The organism is Paenibacillus sp. NPDC057967 (assembly GCF_042887015.1).
Taxonomy (GTDB): Bacteria; Bacillota; Bacilli; order Paenibacillales; family Paenibacillaceae; genus Pristimantibacillus.
In genome coordinates this window covers 148,447-168,701 of sequence record NZ_JBHVQB010000009.1, presented here as the reverse complement: position 1 = coordinate 168,701, position 20,255 = coordinate 148,447, and the positions used below count along the sequence as shown (strand labels likewise).

Here is a 20,255-nt window from a genome sequence, read left to right as displayed (position 1 = left end):
TAGATAGATCTATGATAGATCTATGTTGGATCTATTAGTACCCATCATAAATAAACCGCTTTCAAAAGTCAACGTATTTGTGATCATTTTTTTTCAAAGCTGTGAACAGTACAGCCGTGGGATGGCAGCAAGTGAATAGATTAACGGAATTATCGAATATTAAAAGAGACCAAAACCGCAGATGTACTCTGACTAATCGATTACGGATTTCTTCTGGAAGGACGGATAAGATGACTCAACTTAAAAAGCCGCAGCATGGGGGCAAGCTGTCTGTATTCGCGCTCGGCGGCGTATTCGAAATTGGCAAAAATATGTACGTCGTTCAGTACGACGACGATATCATTGTGATTGATTGCGGCTCCAAATTTCCAGACGAGAGCCTGCTCGGCATCGATCTCATCGTTCCCGATATTACCTATTTGCTGGAGAACAAGCAGCGGATTCGCGGTTTATTCATCACGCACGGACATGAGGATCACATCGGTGCTATTCCTTACATATTGAAGCAGTTGAATATGCCGGTATATGGAACCCCGCTGACACTCGGACTTATAAAGGGAAAGCTGAAGGAGCATAACCTGAGCGATAGCGATCTGCATGATATTAACACCGACAGCATCGTTGAGTTGGGCTCGCTGAAGCTATCCTTCTTCCGTACGAACCATAGCATTCCGGATTGCGTAGGCATCGCCATCGATACGCCAGAAGGAACGGTCGTCCATACTGGCGACTTCAAGTTCGACCTCTCGCCCGCGAACAAGCAGTTTCCCGATGTGCATAAAATGGCCCGGATCGGCGAGCGTGGCGTGCTTCTTCTGTTATCGGAGAGCACTAATGCGGAGCGGCCCGGATTTACACCATCCGAGAAGCTGGTCGGAGAGAAAATTGAAGAAGCGTTCCAGAAGGCGAATAACAAAATTTTTCTCACCACCTTCGCCTCCAACGTAAATAGACTGCAACAGGTGATTAATGCCGCGAGCAAAACCGACCGCAAGCTTATGCTGCTGGGGCGAAGCATGGTTAATGTCGTGAAAGTATCTCAAGAGCTCGGGTATCTGGATATTCCAGAGGGGATGATTATCGAACCTAAGGAAGTCGGGCAATTCAACCGCGAGCAAATCGCAGTATTATGCACCGGCAGTCAAGGTGAACCGATGGCCGCCTTGTCGCGGCTTGCCAGCTCTACGCATCCTTTAACTACAGTCGATCCCGGCGATACGGTTATTTTCGCTTCTTCTCCAATCCCCGGCAATGAACGCAATGTGGCCAGCACGCTGGATCATCTGTATCTGCTCGGCGCGCATGTCATCCACGGCGGCAGCGGGGGAGCCGGTATGCACGTATCCGGTCATGGCAGCCAGGAGGAACTAAAGCTGATGCTCACCCTCATGAAGCCGACCTATTTTGTTCCGATTCATGGGGAATACCGTATGCTGCACCAACACCGGCAGCTTGCCGTAGACGTTGGCGTCGAACGTGAGCATATCTTTATTCTAAGAAACGGCGATGTGCTGGATATCAGCGGCGGCCAGGCTGCTAGCACGAGGCAAGTCCCGGCAGGCAATACGTTAGTGGACGGATTCGGAATCGGCGATGTCGGGAATATCGTCCTGCGGGATCGCAAGCATCTGTCCGAGGATGGGATTATTGTCATTGTCATTACGCTAAGCCGCCAAGAGAACGCCCTGCTGTCAGACCCGGATGTTATTTCAAGAGGCTTTGTCTATGTGAAGGAATCAGAAGGCTTGCTTGGCGAAGTCGGCCGAATCGTCATCCGGACGATTGAGGAGCTGCAAGAGTCGGGGAACGACTGGAAGTGGTCTCTGTTAAAGACCAAAACCAAAGATTCGGTTGGCGCTTTCCTATATTCCAAAACAAAGAGAAGGCCCATGATTCTTCCCATCATTATCGAGGTTTAGAATCCGTATCGTTCGCCTCGCATAGTTAACTATCTAACTAGGCATTTTAAACACGGTGTTCACTTCAACTCTGAGGAGGAAAAACTATGGCAGCACATCTAGGCGCTCACGAAACCATGGAAGTACATGAAGTACTGTCCACAACCATTACGATTATCAATACGATGCAACTGTATCGTCCGTACGCCAAGGATCCGCGGCTTACTCAAATTTTGGACAAGCAGCTTCAGTTCACGATCGACGAATACAACCGCTGTGTTCAGGCCGTTCAGCATCTGTCTGGACGAGGGGCTGCTCAAGGTTCGCCTTATGCCGCCTCCAAAAACTTCACACCGACTTACGGTCTGGATCATCCATCTCCTGCGAGCCCGAATGCATCTGCGAATCAGATCGACGACAGAGATGTCGCTTGCGCATTGCTTGGCCTTCATAAGTCTTCCGCATCCATGAAGATTATCGCTGCCTTGGAATGCGCCAACCCGCAGCTGCGGTCCATGATGCAGCAAGGCGCGGTGAATTGCTCCGAGCAAGCCTACGAAGTATGGCAATATATGAACCAAGCGGGCTATTACCAAGTTCCCACGATGAAGGAAATCACAACCAATACGATATTGAACCATTATCAGCCGGCCACTATCAATGCAAGCGCAATGGGTCTTCAAGGCAATTTCTATCAAAGACCCGCAACGATGACCTACCCTGCTATCACGCAATAAATCGGTAACAACCACTTAACAATGAACCCTGTATCTACAGGTGAAAAGGAGATTATTCAAATGGGTATTCTATCAGGCAATCCGAAAGACAACCCGCTTCATTACGGGGAAATTTATGATATTTGGCAATTCTCCATGGTCGCTAAGGGTGGTATCTCGACATACAGCGCCTTGAAAATTCATGCAGGTGACAATGACTTGAAAAAGTTCCTTGACCAATGCATCGACCAAGCCAAGCTCGAAGCGGAAGAGTGTGATGAACTATTAAAGGAGAACGGTATTGCTCCTCCTCCTTCCCCTCCCGCAAGACCCGAAGCAAGGCTGGAGGACATCCCTGCAGGTGCGCGATTCGCTGATAATGAGATCGCTCCGATGGTCGCGGCTGACGGTGCGGCAGGCCTTGTCGCTTGCAGCCAAATTATGGGCAAGTCCATCCGCGAGGATGTCGGAGCTCTATTCGCAAAATACCACGCAACCAAAATGGCAAATGGCCTAAAAATTTTGCGCATGAGCAAAGAAAAGGGCTGGCTCGTTCCTCCTCCTCTTCAGATCAAACGTCCGGAAGCTGTTGAAGTATAACTAGTGAAAGGATGGTCCCAGCCTTAAAGCCGGAGCCATCCTTTCTTTTTGCTTATGGAATCTGAACGCCCTGCCCAAGCTCCTCCCGATTGTCAAAGCTGATGGGAACGATTCGATACGATTCTTGCCCTATATCAATCGGACAGAATCGGATATACGACCTCTCCCCCGGTTCGTCCGATATATAACCCTCCGACTCCAGTATCTCTTGTCCGCTGTCCGTGACAAGTTTCAACCTTAGTGAATCCGATGCCTCAGCCGCGTCAAAATAAACCAGCGTCGATATCGGTGTCAGGATCGCACTTTCGATCGTGACGTCTTCTCCCTGAAGAAGCGGTATCGTTTCATTCAGATCAACGATTGTCATGTTGGCGGCAATCTCGCTTGTAGATACCTCTACATGGAAGATCCAAGGCTGCTCGATTGGCTTGCCTGTAATCGCATGCTCGCCTTTTCCCATGATTCGATCGTAGGTAATCGTCAGTTGAAGCGGTTGTCCGTCTCGCGGGAGCTCCCGCACGTTAATATCACCATAGACGGTATACATGCCTTCTACCACCTTGATCGACTGCGAGCCTCTCGTAAGCTGAATATCCTCTCCGTTCACCAGCACGCTCGGCCTAAGCTGCGTCTGATAGCTGAAGTCTACTCCCTTCGCTGGCTCGAAGGTTGAGCTGATCAGCAGTCGATCGGAATCGACGAGCACTTCATTCAGCGTCAGCTTGCCATACGCATTCTCGCCGGATTCGCCAATGATGGTCTTGTAAGCGGAATAATCCGGCGGATTCTCGCCGTGGATGAATCGTTCGATCTGGCCTGCTGCGGATGGGATTTTGGCAAGCGTGAGCTTGCCGTATGACAGCGCTACTCCCACCGCGAGAATCAGGACAGCTGCAAAACCAACCCATCTTCTCACGGTCATCGTGCTGCGGCGGCCCAGCCTATTTTTGACGCGATACACCCACCGCTTCTGCTCCATATCAGATAGCGCCGTCTCCTCATACTGCGATAAGTCCATTCTCATCTCATTCAAATCGTTATAGACCGACATCCCTCTACACCTTCCTCGGAATCAATATGTCCCTAAGCTTGCTGCGGCCCCGCGACAGCTTGTTATGAATCCATGATTCTTTCACATTCATCTGCTGTGCTATCTCCCGCGAAGGCACGCCTTCGAGATAATACTTTTCGAACACGACGCGCTCCGTGTCCGACAATTGCTCCAGCACTTCCTCTACATCATGCGACGGCGTTGGCCCAGGCTGTTTGTAAACCAGCTCATCCGTGATGTCCGCTGACACTACATGCTGGTTTCTTCTCAGCATTCTGCGCTGGTAATCGATCGCGCGATGCTTGGCGATGGCGGCGATCCATTGCTTGAAGGTGTTTCTCTCCTCATCGAATGAGTCGATATGATGCCAGATCGCCAGCAGCACATCATCGAGGCATTCCTCGTACTCTTGCTCATTGAACTGTACATGCCGCTTAATAATCGCCGCAAGCAATCCGCCGTACGTCTTCACGATGAACGCCAGCGCCCTTTCGTTGCGCTTCTTGATGTGCTTAACTATGTTTTCCTCTGTCATGCCCACGCTGCCTGCCCTCCTTTGCTTCCATCTGTGATACTACTAGCTAATACGCTCGGCATTGCCGATTCCTATCAGCATCTATTTCAAATCAATAGGTTTCACGGTTAATCCTGAACCGATCTGAGTCTGTCCTTCCTCCTATCTTAACCCTTTCTTGATACCGCCGGTGAACGAGTCGCGAATAAAACAGGGCTGTCTTAAGCTGTCATGGCTCCGGTTCAAACAAAAAAGCCAGACCTTCTGGTCCGGCTCCTCTGTCACTTATACGTTAAAACATTCATGCGATTAAATAAATCCGCCGTTCGCGCGAATCGTCTGCCCCGTCACCCAGCGGGATTGCTCGCTGGCGAGAAACAGGACGATCTCGGAGATGTCCTCCGGTTCACCGATTCGGCCAAAAGCATTCATGCTGCCGGTCGCCTTAATCTGCTCCTCGGTCTTGCCGACGGTGAACAGCTCCGTGTTCACAGGGCCAGGCGCCACAGCATTAATGGTAATGCCTTTAGGACCCAGCTCCTTCGCAAGCTGGCGCGTGAACTGCTCCACTGCGCCTTTCGTTCCGGCATAAGTGCTGTACGCCGGGAACATCTGGCCCGTCACCGAAGTAGAGAAATTAATAATGCGTCCGCCCTCTCCCATATGCTTCGCAGCCTGCTGGATCGCAAAGTAGGTCCCCTTCACATTAATGGCGAATTGCTTGTCGAAGTCCTCTTCAGTCGTCTGGAGCAGCGGCTTCGTAATCATAATGCCAGCATTATTCACTAATACATCCACTTGTCCGAACGCCTTAAGCGTCTCCCGGAACAAGCGCTCCACCTCCGCTACCCGGCTGATATCCGCTTGTATAGCAATAGCTTCGCCTCCGCGCTGCACAATACCTGCGACAACTTCCTCCGCCTTGGCAGGGCTGCTTGCATAGTTCACAACTACCTTGGCGCCATGCTTCGCCAAATCATCGGCGATCTGCTTCCCCATGCCTCTTGATGCGCCGGTCACCAGAGCAACCTTTCCAGCTAATGTTCGTTCCATCCCTATCCCGCCTTTATATCGTCATTCTTCTGCAAGACACAATTATCATCCATACGGCTTATTCATCTTTAGCTAGTCTATCCTCATACGACAGTTGAATACTTTGGCCGCGTGCGGTGTGAGATTATCATAGCGTATGGGCTCAACGAATGTCAAATGACATTTTTTATTATTTGTCATTCACGACAGGAGCTTCCCCACCTCGACATGTCAAACCATCTATTCATTCCGCACAAAACCGTACAAAAAAACCTCCGATCCGGGTCAAGCGGTTCGAAGGTTCACATACCTGATTGCGCATGAAGCTTATTCGCAGTCCTGGCCATTTATACTTTCAACAAGCCTGTCAGAAGCAGATTCCACACGGCATCAAAATCACTCGCATTGCTGTCCAGCAGCCATTCCTGAGCATGAGCAGGATGATGGAAGCGCGATGACGCCAGGAAGAGGGCTCTCGCCATTTGCGCCGAATCCCCCGGCTTTAATTCCCCGGCTTGCATACCCCTGTCAATCAGCTGCCCCATCTGTGCAATGAGCCGGTTCACATGCTCGGATATCATCTCTACCTCGATCAACGTGACGGCGGCGTACATGCTGAACATCTCCGCATCTTCGAGCGAGAAGGTTCGCTTCAGCCGAACCAGCGTCTCCATCCATACGCGCAATTGATCGACCGCGCTGCCGCTGGCTTCATCCGCAATGGCTGCCAGCGGGACCGTAATGCTCTGATGCAGCCATCTCTCCGTCACTGCCTCCCGAATCGCGGACTTGCTCGCAAAATGGCGGTACAGCGTGCCATGGCTCACCTTCAGTACCTTTGCAATATCAACAACCGATGTCTTGTCCGGTCCAAACCGACGCAGCACCTGCTCCGCCGCATCCAGTATCGCCTCTCTTGTTAAAGGCAAATCATTAGCCGTCATTGGAATCAGCAGCCGAACATTCAATCAGGGCTCGCTCGGCCACTTGCCTCCCCCCTTTCACTTCGTTCATTATAGCATCGCAGCGAGCGAACACAACTATCCATCCCCCGCAAATCAACATACCGGCTGGCTTCGCGATGAGCCTTATGCGTTCATCTTCATTGCCAGATGGCTCTTGCAGCAAAGAAGAGCCACAGCCGAGATGGCTATGGCTCTTAATGACATATGAGTTCCGAGGTCCGCCGCTGTCTACAAGCCCAGCTTATGCCCTTTCTCCAAACGCAGAATTTGCTTCTCTCCCGTGTCGGCCAGCTCTCTGAATTGCGTGATGGTATCTCTCATCTTCGGCAGAGCATCCTGCTTGTAGGTGCTGATTGAATCCAGCGCGTCCAGCACATCGGAGAACGCCTGCTTAAGCGTATCGACCGAGATGCTCGCCTCCAGCGATTGCTTGTGGATCGCCGCTCCTTGGTTTTTCAGCATCTTGGACGTGCCGCTGATCATATTGTTCGTTGTCTCGTTAAGCAACTCAATCTTCTGCAGCACGATTCTTTGATTATATAGGGCGCTTGCCACTGTTACTGAAATCTTAAGTGCGGAGACCGTAACGTTCCGCGCGCGATCGACACCGCGAATCAGCTCTTTATTATTCCGCATGACGACTTCAATCGCCATAATGCCTTGCTGGTTCACGACCTGCATCTGCTGCAGATCCATTACCCGCTGACGCAGCGGAAACAACACTTCCTCGGTTATGAACCGAATCTTATCCTCCGATTCCATCCGAAGCTTCGCCGCCTCAATCTGGGACTCGATCTCTTGATCCATCAGAATGCCGAGCTGAATCTCCTTCTGCAGACGCTTGGTCAGATCCCGCAACGCTTGCTGCTCGAATTCCAGAGTCGTGTTGTCGTTGCGCAGCACCGTCTTGCCCTTATCCAGCGATACGATAATGTCAGAGATGACCGAATCCGCCTTCTGGTACTTGGCAAAGTAGTGGCGCAGCGGATTAAAGAGCTTGCCCAGAAGCCCGCTCTTGGCGAAGTCTACCGCGCTAGGGTCCAGATCCTTAAGCTGCATATGCAGCTCTGTCAAACCTTTCGCCACTTGCCCGCCTTCATCGCCGGTCTTGGACAGCTTTCCTACAGAAACTTGCAACAGTGCGTTTTTATCCGAGGATGATCTCATCGTGTTCATGCCAAAGCTGTCGATCGATTGCAAAATTTCTTTGCGCTTCTCCAGCGACTCGATGTCGAGCGCCAGAATGGAGGATACATTGTTCTGCGCAAGCTCCTTCAGCTGGCTTACTTCTTCAGGCTCCGGCTTCACCTGCTCTTCAATCGCAGATTTGATTTCCTCCGGCTTAATTACTTCCATCGTAAACGACATGCAATCCCTCCTCAGTGAATAGGTACTCCGTCTATATCAAACGCTTGCTCCAAACCTCGCTATTTCTTACATTTGAACGTTCAGCAGATTGCCGATTTTGTACACGACATCATCGGTGTCGGCATTGATGCTGGCTGCTTCATTAATACTTGATATGCTCTTCAGCGCTTCGATATTAGCGGTATACCCGATCGTGTAGATCGGAATTTTATACGTCTCAATTAAGCCTCTAATATCCTTGAGCGAATGGCCTTCATTCGTCTCTCCGTCGCTAAGAACGAAAATAACCGGCTTCACGTCGGGATTCAGGGCCACCTCGTCCTGAAGCATCTTCATCGCAACGACGATGCCGTCGAACGTCGCCGTCCCGCCGCTTGCCTGCAAGCTGTTAATCGCCCCGACGAACATGGACTGCTGATTCGTATCGTACTTTGCGATCGGCAGATTAATGGACACGTCACTGGAGTAGGACACAAATCCGATACTATTATCGCGTCCGAGATACTTCTGCCCTTGCAGAAGGGATTCCTTCAGGCGATTCAGCGGCTCTCCGTCCATACTGCCGGATACGTCGGCTACGAATACGGCGGCAATCGGCTTGCTGCCATCCTTCTTCTCTTTCCACAGTCTCTGAGCGGATACTAGCGTACCGCCATCAACCGCTTCCAGCTCCGACTGGTATTCCTCGAGGCCGTTAAAGCCCTTCTCCGTCCCGAGCTTCTGGTTCTTATCCTGGGCGACGAAATCCGCGAATGCCTTAATGATATCCCGCTTCTCCTGCGGAAGATCACCAAGTGCATACAGCGGGCTGTCATGCCTTACGCCGAATGGCGTGAACACATAACCGCTCTTCAGATCAGCCGCATTCACATACGTCTGGTATTCCAGTACAAAGGAGTCCAGCATGCCTGTCTTGGCTGCGTCGCGCATCTGAATCGTTGTCGATGCGATAAACGGCACATTGGCCTGGAAGCGCTCGAACCCTTGCACCGCCGTATCTCCAAGCAAGTTCGTATGGTCAAAAGTTCTCAGTGAAGTCACAAGGAAATTAAGGCCGGTCGAGCTTGCGAAGGGATCGGTATAGCCCATGGACAGCTCATTGTCCGCGATAGCATCCGTAACCGTCTTTACATTAATCGAACCGTACTTCTCGACCAGCTCGTCATACTTTGCTTTCCGCGTGACGATCCCCGTCACGTTGCCGACAATACGCTTCGTCACAAGCTCAGTCGGTATGCCTTCAGCCTTCACCATCTCTCCCCACAGCTCGTTGGATGGCGTGAATGCATCCGGGACGTATTTGCCCGATCGTATGTAATCTGCGGCCGTACCCGAAGCGATATTGCGAATCTTGACGGATACTGGCTTGCCGCTCACCTGTGTATTCGACTTATTGAAGGCCTCGGCCACTTCATTCAACCAGCCGTCAATGCCGGTGCCAGACTTCTCGGTAGAGGAGAATATCTCGACGAAGCTGTCTGTCGTATTCTCGACTGATATCGGAAACTTCGAGATATCCGGCAAGGAGTCACCGACTGCAACCGGATCAAGGTCGATTTGGCCCTTCACAGGCTCCACATTATTGACGTTAATATTTTTGTACAGCTTATCCAGACGCTTGCCCGCGTCTTCCACGTTCACCTGCGAATCCGTCTTGCCCAGATTGGAGGTTAATGTAATACCTGCATATACGAGTCCAAAAACAACAGCGGCTATAGCAATGAGTACGAAAAACGCTTTGCCTTTGTTTGCCATGCTCCACTCCCCCTTATTGCTTATAATATTTGGTTTGATTAATAAGCTGATCAATTTCCTTCATGCAAGGCATATCCTCGACATCGCGGTAATCCGTGCTGCCCAGCAAGGAAATCTCCAGCAGCAATTTGTCCAGCTTGAGCAAAATCTCTTCATTGACTCCCAGATAGCCAGACATATGAGCCATATATTCCTGATAAAGCGCCGCTTTCTCCTGGACCAGCCTATTCGAAAATAAACCCGACTTATGCTGCTGGCCGGCAAAGCTGGCGAACTCCTGAGCGTCAAAGACGCTAAGCTTATTCAAGATGCCGCGTATATTCAAATAAAACAGCTTGCGAACCTCGTCAATGACCGTAATAAACTTCTTGTAGCTGAGCTCCGAAGGCTCGAATCGTTGCGCCAGCACATCAAGCAGCGTATCCTTCTTCTTGTCAATCCGGTCCAGTTGATCCAGAGCGAGGGCGATTTCTTTCTTTAGACCCTTCACATTACGGAATTGCGAAAGTGCGGCTACATAATCCTCATGTGTCTTAACTTCTCTTACAGGCGGCACATAGGGAGGTTTGATGAGCAGCGTGTAGCTTCCATACACCAGCACCAAGAAGCTGACAACTAGCAGCGTAATGCCAGAGGCCGTCTCCAGTACGCTGTCGCCGCCGATCTCGACACCCAGCAGCCCCGGGGACAATACGGCGATATTCAAAACGACGATTCCGATCATTAATCCAAGCAGCTTAATGCCTTTCATTCGACACACCCCCTCCATTCCTGCGAATGGGCTCTCCGAGCTATGAGTGGAACCATTATCCATCTCTCCATAAAATTAATTACGTACTACATGCCAGATCGATGCAAAATTTACAAGGCAACATATTGCTGCCAGTCCGCATCCCTTAGTTATTTTAGCAGAGTTTACCTGTATTGGCTCCTTAATTTTACAGGACAATCTGCAGTTGGACTTTGCCGATTGATCACTAATCCGTTGAATATTGAATCAAGTGATAACGACTGTTCAACAAAAAAGAGCCCGAACCAGGTTCGGACTCTTCGAGCGCCGCCAGTGGCGCGTATTATTTTTTCTTCTTCCAGGTTGTACCGTCTGTATAATGCACATTCGTAACCGTAACGTTAACCTTCGTCGTATTGTCGAATAAATTCAACGTCCACACAAAAGTATCCTCCGTGCCAGACGGAATCATGACTTCCTGAGCGATTCCACGGAACAAGTTGCTGTATCCAGGGAACGTAACCGCTCTTCCGAATGTATCATAGCAGCGAATCTCAATTTCAAGGGCATCGATTGTTTTGTCAGACAGATTCTTGAAGGTAATTTCCGGCTCAGGAATGCCAATCAGATTATACCCTATCGTCGTGCCTGTTACTTTAAGCGGGACGTTATTATTCACCTTAAGCTCATTGGTCAACTCCGTCTTACGCACCTTCTCGATCATAAGCGCATAATCCAAATATTTCGTTTTAACATAGTTTGCTTCATCTTTATAAATTGGATTTTTTACGACATTCCAATTATCGTCTGTAGTCGATTTTATGACAAAGCCAAGGAAGATGTATTTCCATGCATTTGAATATCCTAAGCTTGAACCTGGGCCCCAATAACCACCGCTATCTTTCTTACGAGCGTCTAAACCATAATTTCTATCCGATAATACCTCTATTTTTTGAGTCACTCGGTTATAGTAGAACAAATCATAGTCGATATAATAGTATCTGATATCGGAATAATTAGATATATGAATGGAATTGTCTGCCTCTGAAATTCTCATTCCAAGCGGCAAATCTTTGCTCGGATATTTGGACAGCGTCAATCGCTGCTCCTTCGCTTTCGTATCATAGCTGATCGATCCGTAGCGGAATAAATCCTCTGCGTAGATAGCGGTAGCATTATCAACGTAAAATACAGGCACTAAACGATTATCCAAATAAACCCTAATATCCGTATGAAGGACATTAACCGGCTTTGCGCTTGTTGTATCCTTTACCTTTGCAAACTCATTCCGAGCCAAGTCTCTGCGGACAACGATATCTCGTTGCTTTTGATTCCATGATGTTGCAAATCCAAAGCTCTTCAAATCTTTCGTAAACACAATCAGCCTGCCATTAAAAGTCATCGTAGGCACTTGTACATCATTCACAAAAAACTTCGTAACTGATTTATCAGCTTTGCCAAGCACAATTCCGGATTTCAATTCGGACATTGTAATCGCTTGAGCTGACATAGGCATCATCCAGATTGCTGCAGCAAGGATGACGACTAGCCATTTTCTCCACTTCACTGTAATTGCCTCCATGTATGATAATCGGATATATTTTAATGGAATTTCAACTATTTCCTATTAAAATACATCCTTCCATATTCTATCTGAATGCATGAAGGCTGTACAGACATTAATTATAGTATATTTCCATATACTTTTTGTTATAATCCATAAAATGAGCTAATACATTCAATACCTAACCCGCACTCCATCCATCACCGGCTCACTGCTATTCAGAATAATACGCTGCTTATCGAACAGGCCGGAGCTGACAGCGGCAGCTATATCATTGGCATCAGCAATTGTAATGGATACCCGCATGACGTAGTAAGCGTTGCCCAGAGGGCCTTGCTGTTCATTGAGTATATATACGTATGGGCCTTCCAGATCCTTGCGGACCGCATCATTCGGAACCAGCACGCTGTCCGATGTCTTCGACCGCTTCAGATCAAGGCTGATCTTCTCCCCACCCCGCAGCTCCTGGTCATTCAGCAGCAGCTTGATCGCCGCAGTCTGAGCGTTTTGCCCTCCACCGTTGCTATCCGCTTCGCCTCCAGCCGTGTTCGTTGCTAAACTATCAGACCATTCAGCCACCCGGCCAGTAAGCAATCGGCTATCCTCGCCGCCGATCGCCACCTCAATCTCCTCACCTTCATGAAGCAGATTAGCGAGCGATTGCGGAATCGAAAAGTCAGCCTGAAAACCTCCCGCGGTACTGGATATGCGCACATCCGGCGAGCTGGAGCCGCCGAGTCCCTCCTCCGCAAGTACGTCCATGACCAGACCGTTGAACGGAGCCCTTAGCCGGCGATGCTCGCTCACTTCCGACTCCAGACGTTCCATACGCCGCTTCTGATCGGCGATATCCAGCTTGGCGGTCTCAATCGCAAGCTTGGCGCTCTTCTTGGCCGCCTCATCCTCAGACATGGAGGCCAGCTTGTAGGCATGCTCCAGCCCCTCCATTGACATCTGAAGCTTCTTCAAGGCCGAATCTTGCTCCGCAAGCTGTCCCTGCGCTTCCGAATCGTCATATTCGACAAGCGTCTGCCCTTTTTGCACCATTTCCCCCTTTTTCACCAGCACCTTCGACACCTTCCAGCCAGCCGGATTAGCCAGTTCCTTGACCTCTGAAGGGTACACCATAGATGTCCCCTGATAGGCGTGAACCAGCTCGCCTTTGCTCACCTCCACCGTATAGACCTTGGGCAGCGTCAAAGATTGCAGCGTATTCCCTGCAAGCGTCAGCAAAATCAGCAAACCTATGAATATGCCGGCCGCGAGGCGGAGTTTTCTTTTTTTCGCATGCGCTGCTATTTCTTCTCTATCCAACGACATCACCCCCGAACTCATCTATCCCTTAATGCCCGACAATTGCACGCCCTCGACAAAATAAGATTCCGCATAGAGGAACAGCAGCACCATCGGCGTCATGTACAGCACAGACTCAGCGAAAGCAATGCCTCTCGCCTCCTTGTCGATATAAGACAGGTAGAGGGACAACGGCTGCCTGGATGCCTCCTGCAAAAAAATAATCGGCTGCTCGATCATATTCCAGTAATCGACGAACAGAAGCACGATAAGCGCCGCAAGCCCTGGCTTCGCCAGCGGCAATATAATGCGCAGGAAGATCGTCCATTGTCCTGCCCCATCCATCTTGGCCGCTTCGGAATAAGCCGACGGAATATGAGCCATAAACTGTCGCAGCATAAAGACGCCGAACGCGCCGAAGATGCCGGGCAATATGATGGCCGCCTCGCTGTTCATCAGCCCCAGCCAGTCAATGACCATGTAATTGGGTACCAGCGTCACTTGAAAAGGCATCAGCATCGTCATCAAATAGACCAGAAACAGCTTGTCCCGACCTACAAACCTCAGCTTGGCGAAAGCATAAGCAGCAAGCGCGGCGACGGCAACCTGTCCGGCAATAATCGGCAACACCATCGCCGCCGAATTCCAGAACATGCGCAAAAACTTGGGCGCAAGCACCAGCACATGCGTATATTGCTCCAGCGACAGCCAGTCAGGCACTATTTTCAGATTGATAAAAGCATTCTTCCCGCCCGAAGCCGTGTCGATCATCTGTCCCAGCAAGCCATAGTTCAGCCCGATTTCCCGCTCCGTCATGAGTGAGTTCGTCACCGTTAGCAGAATAGGGACCAGCATTAGTATCGCGAGCGATCCGAGCCATAACGACAGAGCCAGCCGGGGAAGCCATTCCCATCTCTTCATCACAAGCCTCTCCCCCTCACTCCATATCCTCGCGGAATCGTCGTTCCACCCGAAGCATCCCCGATACAAGCAGCACAATACAGCCAACCATCAGCGTAGCCGCTGCCGTCAGCTTCTGCATGTCGAGCGCAAAAAACATGTTGTTCATAAAATGCTGAAGCATGTAGATACGGTCATACGGATAGTCGCCAGCCAGCAGATACGTCTCGCGGAATACCTTGAACGAATTAATGATGGAGATCAGCACGACAAAAAATAGGGTAGGCGTCAAATACACAAGTGTAATGCCGAATAGCTGGCGAAGCCTTCCCGCTCCTTCGATCTGTGCCGTCTCGTAATAGTCCTTCGGAATGGACTGAAGCCCTGCCAGAAACAAAATCATGTTGTAGCCGATGTTCTTCCACATATACATCATGACAATGATGCCCATTGACCATTCGGATTGCAGCCAATCCACCCGCTCCTTGCCGAGCGCGCTCAGCCACCCATTAAGCGTTCCGTTCCAATCGAAAAAGATTTGCCAGATCATCACGATCGAGGCCACCGGCACGACGAGCGGAATGATAAAGGCGGTGCGCAGCCCGTTTCGGAAATATAAGCTGCGGTTCAGCAGCATGGCGAGGCCGAGTGATGCCACGATCAACAGTGGAACACCAACAGCGGTAAAGAGCAGCGTATTGCCCGCCGCCTTGCGGAAGGAGCCGCTATCCAGCAGCTCCTTGTAATTGTCCAAGCCGACGAACGTGCCGCCCATAGTCCGGTCCGTGAACGATTCGTAGATGCCAAGCAGAAAAGGGATCGCATAGAAGATCCCGAAGCCAATTACGCTTGGCGCAAGGAATAGCAGCGCGGCGGCTGCATCCCTGCGCATCCAGCGTTGCAGCTTGCTCTTATTCATTGAGATAAGTGGTCGCCTTGTTCTGGATCAGCTTCGCAACCGCCTCCGCTGACTTCTGACCGCTGAAGAATGCCATCGTCTCCTGATAGACGATCTCCTCGATTTTGTCCGATTGATAGGCTACGGGATGAACGGCTCCGTTCACATAGCCATTCAATCGCTCGATGCGGGCATCGTCCACCTGCACGGCTGCTCCCTTCAGCGGACCTTCCTCATGCCCCTTCACCGAGCCCATCTCCTTCAGCTCCTCCAAACCTTTCGCATATACGCTCTTGTTAATCGGGAATCCTGCCGATAGCGGCGAATAGGCCATCTCCTCCGACATCATGAATTTGATGAAATCCCATGCCTCTTGCTTCACATCGGATTTGGCGTTCATGCCGATTGTCCGGTAGGAACGGAAGTAGCCCCCGGGCGACGTCTCCTTCGTATGCGGCTTGGCGTACAGATGCATGTTTTTGGAGAGATATTCCTGCATCGTCGTCAAGTAGTCGCCTGCGGAGTTAATTTGGGTCGGGAAGAAGTAAGGACGTCCCTCACCGATAACGCCGTCCTCCGTCATTTTCTTCACCTGCCCCATCATTGCGATGAACGCCGCAGAGTCGAAGCTCGCCTTCTTGTTCTTCACATCGACGAAGCTGGCATAATGGTCGGTCACCATCATCGTCAGCAGGCTGCCTGGACTGGCCGCAATCACGTTCTTGAACTCTCCGTCCTTCACCAGCTTGTTCCCGATCCCAGCGAAATCCTCCCAGGACCAGCTCTTGTCATCGACCTGCACGCCTGCCTTGGCAATGGCGTCGGCATCACCAGCGAAGCCCATCAGGAAGAAGGATAACGGCATCCCATACAATCCGCCGCCTACCTTGGCGTTATCCAAAATATTCGTGAAATAATCGTCCCGCTTGAACGCCTGATCATGCTCAATCATCGTATCCAGATCGACCAGCAGACCGTTCTTCACATAGTTGTCCATCGGCAGCTTGTCCATCTCCAGCAGGTCCGGCCCTTTGCCCGCCAGCATCGCCGTGTTGGTCGTCGTGGCGAACTTCTCCAGATCAGCTTCGACATGGGCGTTATCCGTATCGATATATTCAAGCTTAATCTCAATATTGGGATGAAGCGCTTCGTACCTCTTCTTGGCATCCGTGAATTTCTCGTCCTTCCAGAAGGTCGAGAATATGATCGTCTTTTTCTCCCCGCTGGACGCGCCTGATCCGTTGCCGCCCTGAGGCTTGTGCTCACCGCCGCTACCCCCGCTTCCTGACTGGCTATTGCCGGGAGTGCTCGAAGGCTTGCCCATCCCACCGTTACCCGCTCCATTCGAGCCGCTGCATGCGGCCAATGCAAATATCAATATGAAACTCGTCAGTATACCTATCCATTTTGTTCTCATCGTATAGCATCTCCCTTCTATCTCTGTGCCTAAGTGGTCTACCTCCTCACTGTAAGGCAGCCATGTCACGAGAGCTTGTGGGAGATGTCTACAAGTTGTCACAAAAAAAAGCATCCTCCGTAGGCGAGTCGCCGTAAGGCGAATCTGCGTCTCAGAAAATGCTCATGGGAGTATATCCTACTTATTGCTCTTAAATGCGATAATAATCGCCTGTTGACCGTACAGATCCCGTTGACTCGGAGCTGGAAGCGGTTCTTCTTCAACTGCAACGTTCGGGGCCACGACCGTCGGCATCTCGTACGGCTTGCGCCCCTGGACCAATAACGCGTTGTTGTCCGGGCTCCATGCCAGCTCGACAGCGATCAAGCCGTGGTACACCGTCGACTTATTCAGCAGATTGTTGCCTTGCAGCTTCGCAACATCAATGGTCGCCTCATCGGTCGAATACGCAATGTATTGTTTGTCGGCGGACAAGGAGAATGAGCCAGCCTGATCCATCAGCACAGAGAGATCTCCATTGCGCCGATCATAGACGAACAGCGTCCCATCCGTACCGGCAAACACAACACGGTTAGGATCGAGCCACTCCACCCCTCCGTCCTCATGGAGCGAATGCTCGTATTCGCTAACGAATTGGCCCCCCCTCCATCGGCCTAATACAAAGCTCTTCAGCTTGCCCGGCTCGGACTTCACCAGAAGCGCGCTTTCGCCTTCTTCCGATAGCTTCACGCTATGAAGAATCGCCGATTTATTCTGATCCGGCATCGTATACGACTTAAGCTCGCCACGCTCCGTATCATAGGCTGCAATGCCGATTTCCCCTTGCTCGTTCATGAAGAAATAAGAAACAAACCGGCTATTGCTCGACCACATCAACTTGCTCTCAGCCGATCTCGGAAGGAGATAAGGAGAATCAAGCTCTGTCTTAGTTCCGTTCGGAATGGTAATCAGCGTTAAGATAGACTGTGATTGCTCTCCATTGTCCGGTGTCAAATTGGCAAAATAGCGGCCATTCGGAGACAGCTCGCTGAATTCAAGCGGATAACCTTCCAATTCCGTCAGCTTCTCCGGCTGCTCATAGGGGATGTCGTAGCGGTTCACTTGCTCCCAGCCGCCCCTCCCCCATGAAAGGCCGACCAGCGTATCCGATGCCATCCATCGCCACGGATTCTCTATGAATTCTTCCATGCTTGGCAGGCGGTAAATCGTATTCACGCCGAAGGCATGTCCGCTTGCAGTGTCTGGCACAGTCTCGGCTTGATCTGGAATAAGGATCGTCTCGGTGCGCAGGCCTCCCGCGCAGCCTGATGCCAGCAGCAATATAGCCGCCCCTGCGATCCAAGCGGGCCATGGCGTTCGCTTCGCTTTCATGACCATTCCACCCCCTTCGCCGCAATTGGCAGCAGCACCGTTACGCGCGTCATTCCGTCAGCGCTTGCCATCGCGATCGTACCGTTCATCCCATCAACTATAGACTTCGCAATATGAAGGCCAAGCCCTACACTGCCTTGCTCCCGTGCGAGCTTCTCGTCGTCTGTACGGAACGGCTCGAACAAGCTCGCCAGCCGTTCTGGCGATATAGAATCGCTGGCATTGGCAAACTCGAAGCGGATCATGCCGGATTCGGTGCTCGCCTTCACCTCAATTTGTGACTGGGGATGCCCATACTTGATCGCATTGTCGATGAGATTGATGAACAGCTGGCGAAGCTTGTCCGGCTGCGCCTCTACATACAGCTCCCCTGCTGCTTCGATGTGAATCGCCTTCTTGTAGCGCTGCGCCTTGAAGGACATCGCATCACACACATCCCTCAGAAGTTGTCCTGCTTCGATTCGTCCGGTCTCCTCCCAGCGTCCCTGCTCCTTCGACGTCTCCAGCAGCGACGCCACCATGTCTTGCAGCCGGCGGCTCTCATCCACAATATGATTCATGCCTTTCGTGAAGAAGGCAGGATCGCTCTCTCCGTTCTCCTTAATCAGCTCTGCATAGCCCAATACCGAGGTGAGCGGTGTCTTCAGTTCATGCGTCACATGGTCAAAGAAATGCTTGTTCTGCAAATGCAGCTTCTCCAGACGATCGCGGTCCCGCTCGATCTTGTCAATCTGGCTCTTCAACCGACCTATCATTTCGTTGAAGTTGGCTGCAAGCCTGCCGATCTCATCCTGCCGCTCCATAGACAGGCGCACATCCAGGTTGCCTTTCGTCACCTCATTCGAAGCAGCGGCAAGCTTCGTAAGCGGAATCGAGATATGGCGGGACAGCAGGTAGGAGAATAGGAAAGCCGCCGCGAAGATCGCCAGCGCAATATAGAAGACCGCGTTCAGAATACGCCCAGACTGCTCATAGAGCAGATCGAACGGCTTGGCATAACGCAGAATGCCCACCTTCACTCCGTCGATGACGACCGGATAAGCGTACAGGACGCTGGCGGTTCCGCCCTCATAGGAGATTGTATAGGCGGTATTGCCGCGAATCGCCTCCTCCAGATCATCGGCCGTCGTGCCGGTAAATACAGCAGCATCGGAGGCATGGATCAGCTTGCCGTCAATGGAGTAGGCGCTGACCTCGCTGGACGTCGCATAGTAGAGATCACGAATCATCTCCTCTGCAATTTGCTCGAAATAGATATCGTCATTGCCGAAGTGGTTCATCAGGAAGGCCTGGCGCACATAGCTGCTGCCTGTTTTTTTCAGCCCGATCAGATCATCCGTAATGATGTTCTGGTTGCTTGTCCGAATGATGCTCGTGACGGTCCCGTTGAGCAGCACAAAGGATACCGCAAAGATCAGCAAGAAACCGATGAGAAACTTGGCTCGGATCGAACGAATGCGCAGCTTCATCACTAATCCATGTCCTTCTCGAATTTGTAGCCGACACCGAAGACGGTCGTGATCAGATCGACGGCATCGAGCTTCTTGCGCAGCCGCTGAATATGATTGTCGACCGTCCGGGTCTCACCCGCATAGTCGTAACCCCATACCAGCTCCAGCAGCTCTTCCCGCGAATAGATCCGGCCCCGGTTGCCGGTCAGCTTCAGCAGCAGATCATATTCCTTGGGCGTCAATTCCACAGCGCAACCTTGGTTCTTCACAACTCGCTCGCTGCGGTTAATTTCGATATGCTTGATCTGTATGGCGTCCTCTTCCTGACTGGATCTGCTCGCCTGCGCCAAACGGCGGAGTATCGTTCGAATACGGGCGATCACTTCCCTCAGATCAAACGGTTTCGTTATATAGTCGTCAGCCCCGAATTCAAGGCCTAGAATTTTGTCCGTAATATCGGATTTGGCGGTAATCATCAGAATGGGAATGTTGAACTCCGCGGTCACTTTTTTGCATATATCCAACCCGCTCGCATCTGGCAGCATCCAGTCCAATAGAAGCAGATCAGGCCGGAACTGCGCAACCTCGCGCAATCCTTCGGCACCGCTGGACGCCGTCCTCGTGGCATATCCTTCCTTGGTTAATCCATAGGCGAGCAGATCGGCAATGGCCGCTTCATCCTCGATGATGAGTATTTTGGTCTTCTCCATATGAATCTCCTGATCTACGTAT

General features: G+C 51.1%; 18 protein-coding genes. 3 read left to right on the top strand and 15 right to left on the bottom strand.

Annotated features, from left to right (window positions below; genetic code table 11):
• The first annotated feature begins 230 nt into the window (after positions 1-230).
• The 3 genes from ACFVSO_RS22900 (at position 231) to ACFVSO_RS22890 (ending at position 3,214) form a co-directional block, all read left to right on the top strand.
• Entirely contained in the window at positions 231-1,919 is a 1,689-nt protein-coding gene (locus ACFVSO_RS22900) for a ribonuclease J (protein WP_387477980.1), read from the top strand.
• Positions 1,920-2,005: 86 nt separating this feature from the next.
• Positions 2,006-2,635 carry a spore coat protein gene (locus ACFVSO_RS22895; RefSeq protein WP_387477978.1) on the top strand — a complete coding sequence of 210 codons (630 nt, stop codon included), beginning with the start codon at positions 2,006-2,008 and terminating at the stop codon, positions 2,633-2,635.
• Between the two features lie 60 nt (positions 2,636-2,695).
• Positions 2,696-3,214: a DUF3231 family protein gene (locus ACFVSO_RS22890; protein ID WP_387477976.1), complete on the top strand. Its 519-nt coding sequence runs from the start codon at positions 2,696-2,698 to the stop codon at positions 3,212-3,214.
• 52 nt (positions 3,215-3,266) lie between these two features.
• On the opposite strand, the gene ACFVSO_RS22885 is transcribed toward ACFVSO_RS22890, so the two are convergent.
• From ACFVSO_RS22885 to ACFVSO_RS22815, 15 genes are all read right to left on the bottom strand, one after another.
• Complete coding sequence (locus ACFVSO_RS22885) at positions 3,267-4,265, bottom strand: DUF4179 domain-containing protein (protein ID WP_387477973.1); 999 nt, start codon at positions 4,263-4,265, stop codon at positions 3,267-3,269.
• A 4-nt stretch (positions 4,266-4,269) separates the two neighbouring features.
• Positions 4,270-4,806, bottom strand: coding sequence for a sigma-70 family RNA polymerase sigma factor (locus ACFVSO_RS22880; protein ID WP_387477971.1), 537 nt, complete (start codon positions 4,804-4,806; stop codon positions 4,270-4,272).
• 282 nt (positions 4,807-5,088) lie between these two features.
• Entirely contained in the window at positions 5,089-5,832 is a 744-nt protein-coding gene (locus tag ACFVSO_RS22875; protein ID WP_387477969.1) for an SDR family oxidoreductase, read from the bottom strand.
• A 326-nt stretch (positions 5,833-6,158) separates the two neighbouring features.
• Complete coding sequence (locus tag ACFVSO_RS22870; RefSeq protein WP_387477967.1) at positions 6,159-6,779, bottom strand: TetR/AcrR family transcriptional regulator; 621 nt, start codon at positions 6,777-6,779, stop codon at positions 6,159-6,161.
• Positions 6,780-7,004: 225 nt separating this feature from the next.
• A complete protein-coding gene (locus ACFVSO_RS22865) occupies positions 7,005-8,144 on the bottom strand; it encodes a toxic anion resistance protein (protein WP_387477965.1) in 1,140 nt (379 codons plus the stop codon).
• Between the two features lie 66 nt (positions 8,145-8,210).
• Positions 8,211-9,899: a vWA domain-containing protein gene (locus tag ACFVSO_RS22860; RefSeq protein ID WP_387477963.1), complete on the bottom strand. Its 1,689-nt coding sequence runs from the start codon at positions 9,897-9,899 to the stop codon at positions 8,211-8,213.
• A gap of 13 nt (positions 9,900-9,912) precedes the next feature.
• The gene (locus ACFVSO_RS22855; RefSeq protein ID WP_387477960.1) at positions 9,913-10,650 is read right to left on the bottom strand and encodes a hypothetical protein; all 738 of its coding nucleotides are present in this window, start codon (positions 10,648-10,650) and stop codon (positions 9,913-9,915) included.
• Between the two features lie 322 nt (positions 10,651-10,972).
• Positions 10,973-12,196: a hypothetical protein gene (locus tag ACFVSO_RS22850; protein ID WP_387477957.1), complete on the bottom strand. Its 1,224-nt coding sequence runs from the start codon at positions 12,194-12,196 to the stop codon at positions 10,973-10,975.
• A 171-nt stretch (positions 12,197-12,367) separates the two neighbouring features.
• Entirely contained in the window at positions 12,368-13,507 is a 1,140-nt protein-coding gene (locus tag ACFVSO_RS22845) for an efflux RND transporter periplasmic adaptor subunit (protein WP_387477954.1), read from the bottom strand.
• Between the two features lie 21 nt (positions 13,508-13,528).
• A complete protein-coding gene (locus tag ACFVSO_RS22840) occupies positions 13,529-14,407 on the bottom strand; it encodes a carbohydrate ABC transporter permease (protein WP_387478413.1) in 879 nt (292 codons plus the stop codon).
• 16 nt (positions 14,408-14,423) lie between these two features.
• Complete coding sequence (locus ACFVSO_RS22835) at positions 14,424-15,305, bottom strand: carbohydrate ABC transporter permease (protein WP_387477951.1); 882 nt, start codon at positions 15,303-15,305, stop codon at positions 14,424-14,426.
• Positions 15,298-16,701, bottom strand: coding sequence for an ABC transporter substrate-binding protein (locus tag ACFVSO_RS22830; protein ID WP_387477948.1), 1,404 nt, complete (start codon positions 16,699-16,701; stop codon positions 15,298-15,300). Before ACFVSO_RS22830 ends, ACFVSO_RS22835 begins: the two co-directional genes overlap by 8 nt.
• Before the next feature lie 177 nt (positions 16,702-16,878).
• Positions 16,879-18,072 (bottom strand): WD40 repeat domain-containing protein, encoded by a 1,194-nt coding sequence (locus ACFVSO_RS22825; protein WP_387477944.1) that lies wholly within the window; start codon positions 18,070-18,072, stop codon positions 16,879-16,881.
• Positions 18,069-19,541 carry a sensor histidine kinase gene (locus tag ACFVSO_RS22820; RefSeq protein ID WP_387478411.1) on the bottom strand — a complete coding sequence of 491 codons (1,473 nt, stop codon included), beginning with the start codon at positions 19,539-19,541 and terminating at the stop codon, positions 18,069-18,071. The genes ACFVSO_RS22825 and ACFVSO_RS22820 overlap by 4 nt, the downstream gene beginning before the upstream one ends.
• Before the next feature lie 2 nt (positions 19,542-19,543).
• Positions 19,544-20,233 carry a response regulator transcription factor gene (locus ACFVSO_RS22815; protein ID WP_387477941.1) on the bottom strand — a complete coding sequence of 230 codons (690 nt, stop codon included), beginning with the start codon at positions 20,231-20,233 and terminating at the stop codon, positions 19,544-19,546.
• Positions 20,234-20,255: the final 22 nt, after the last annotated feature.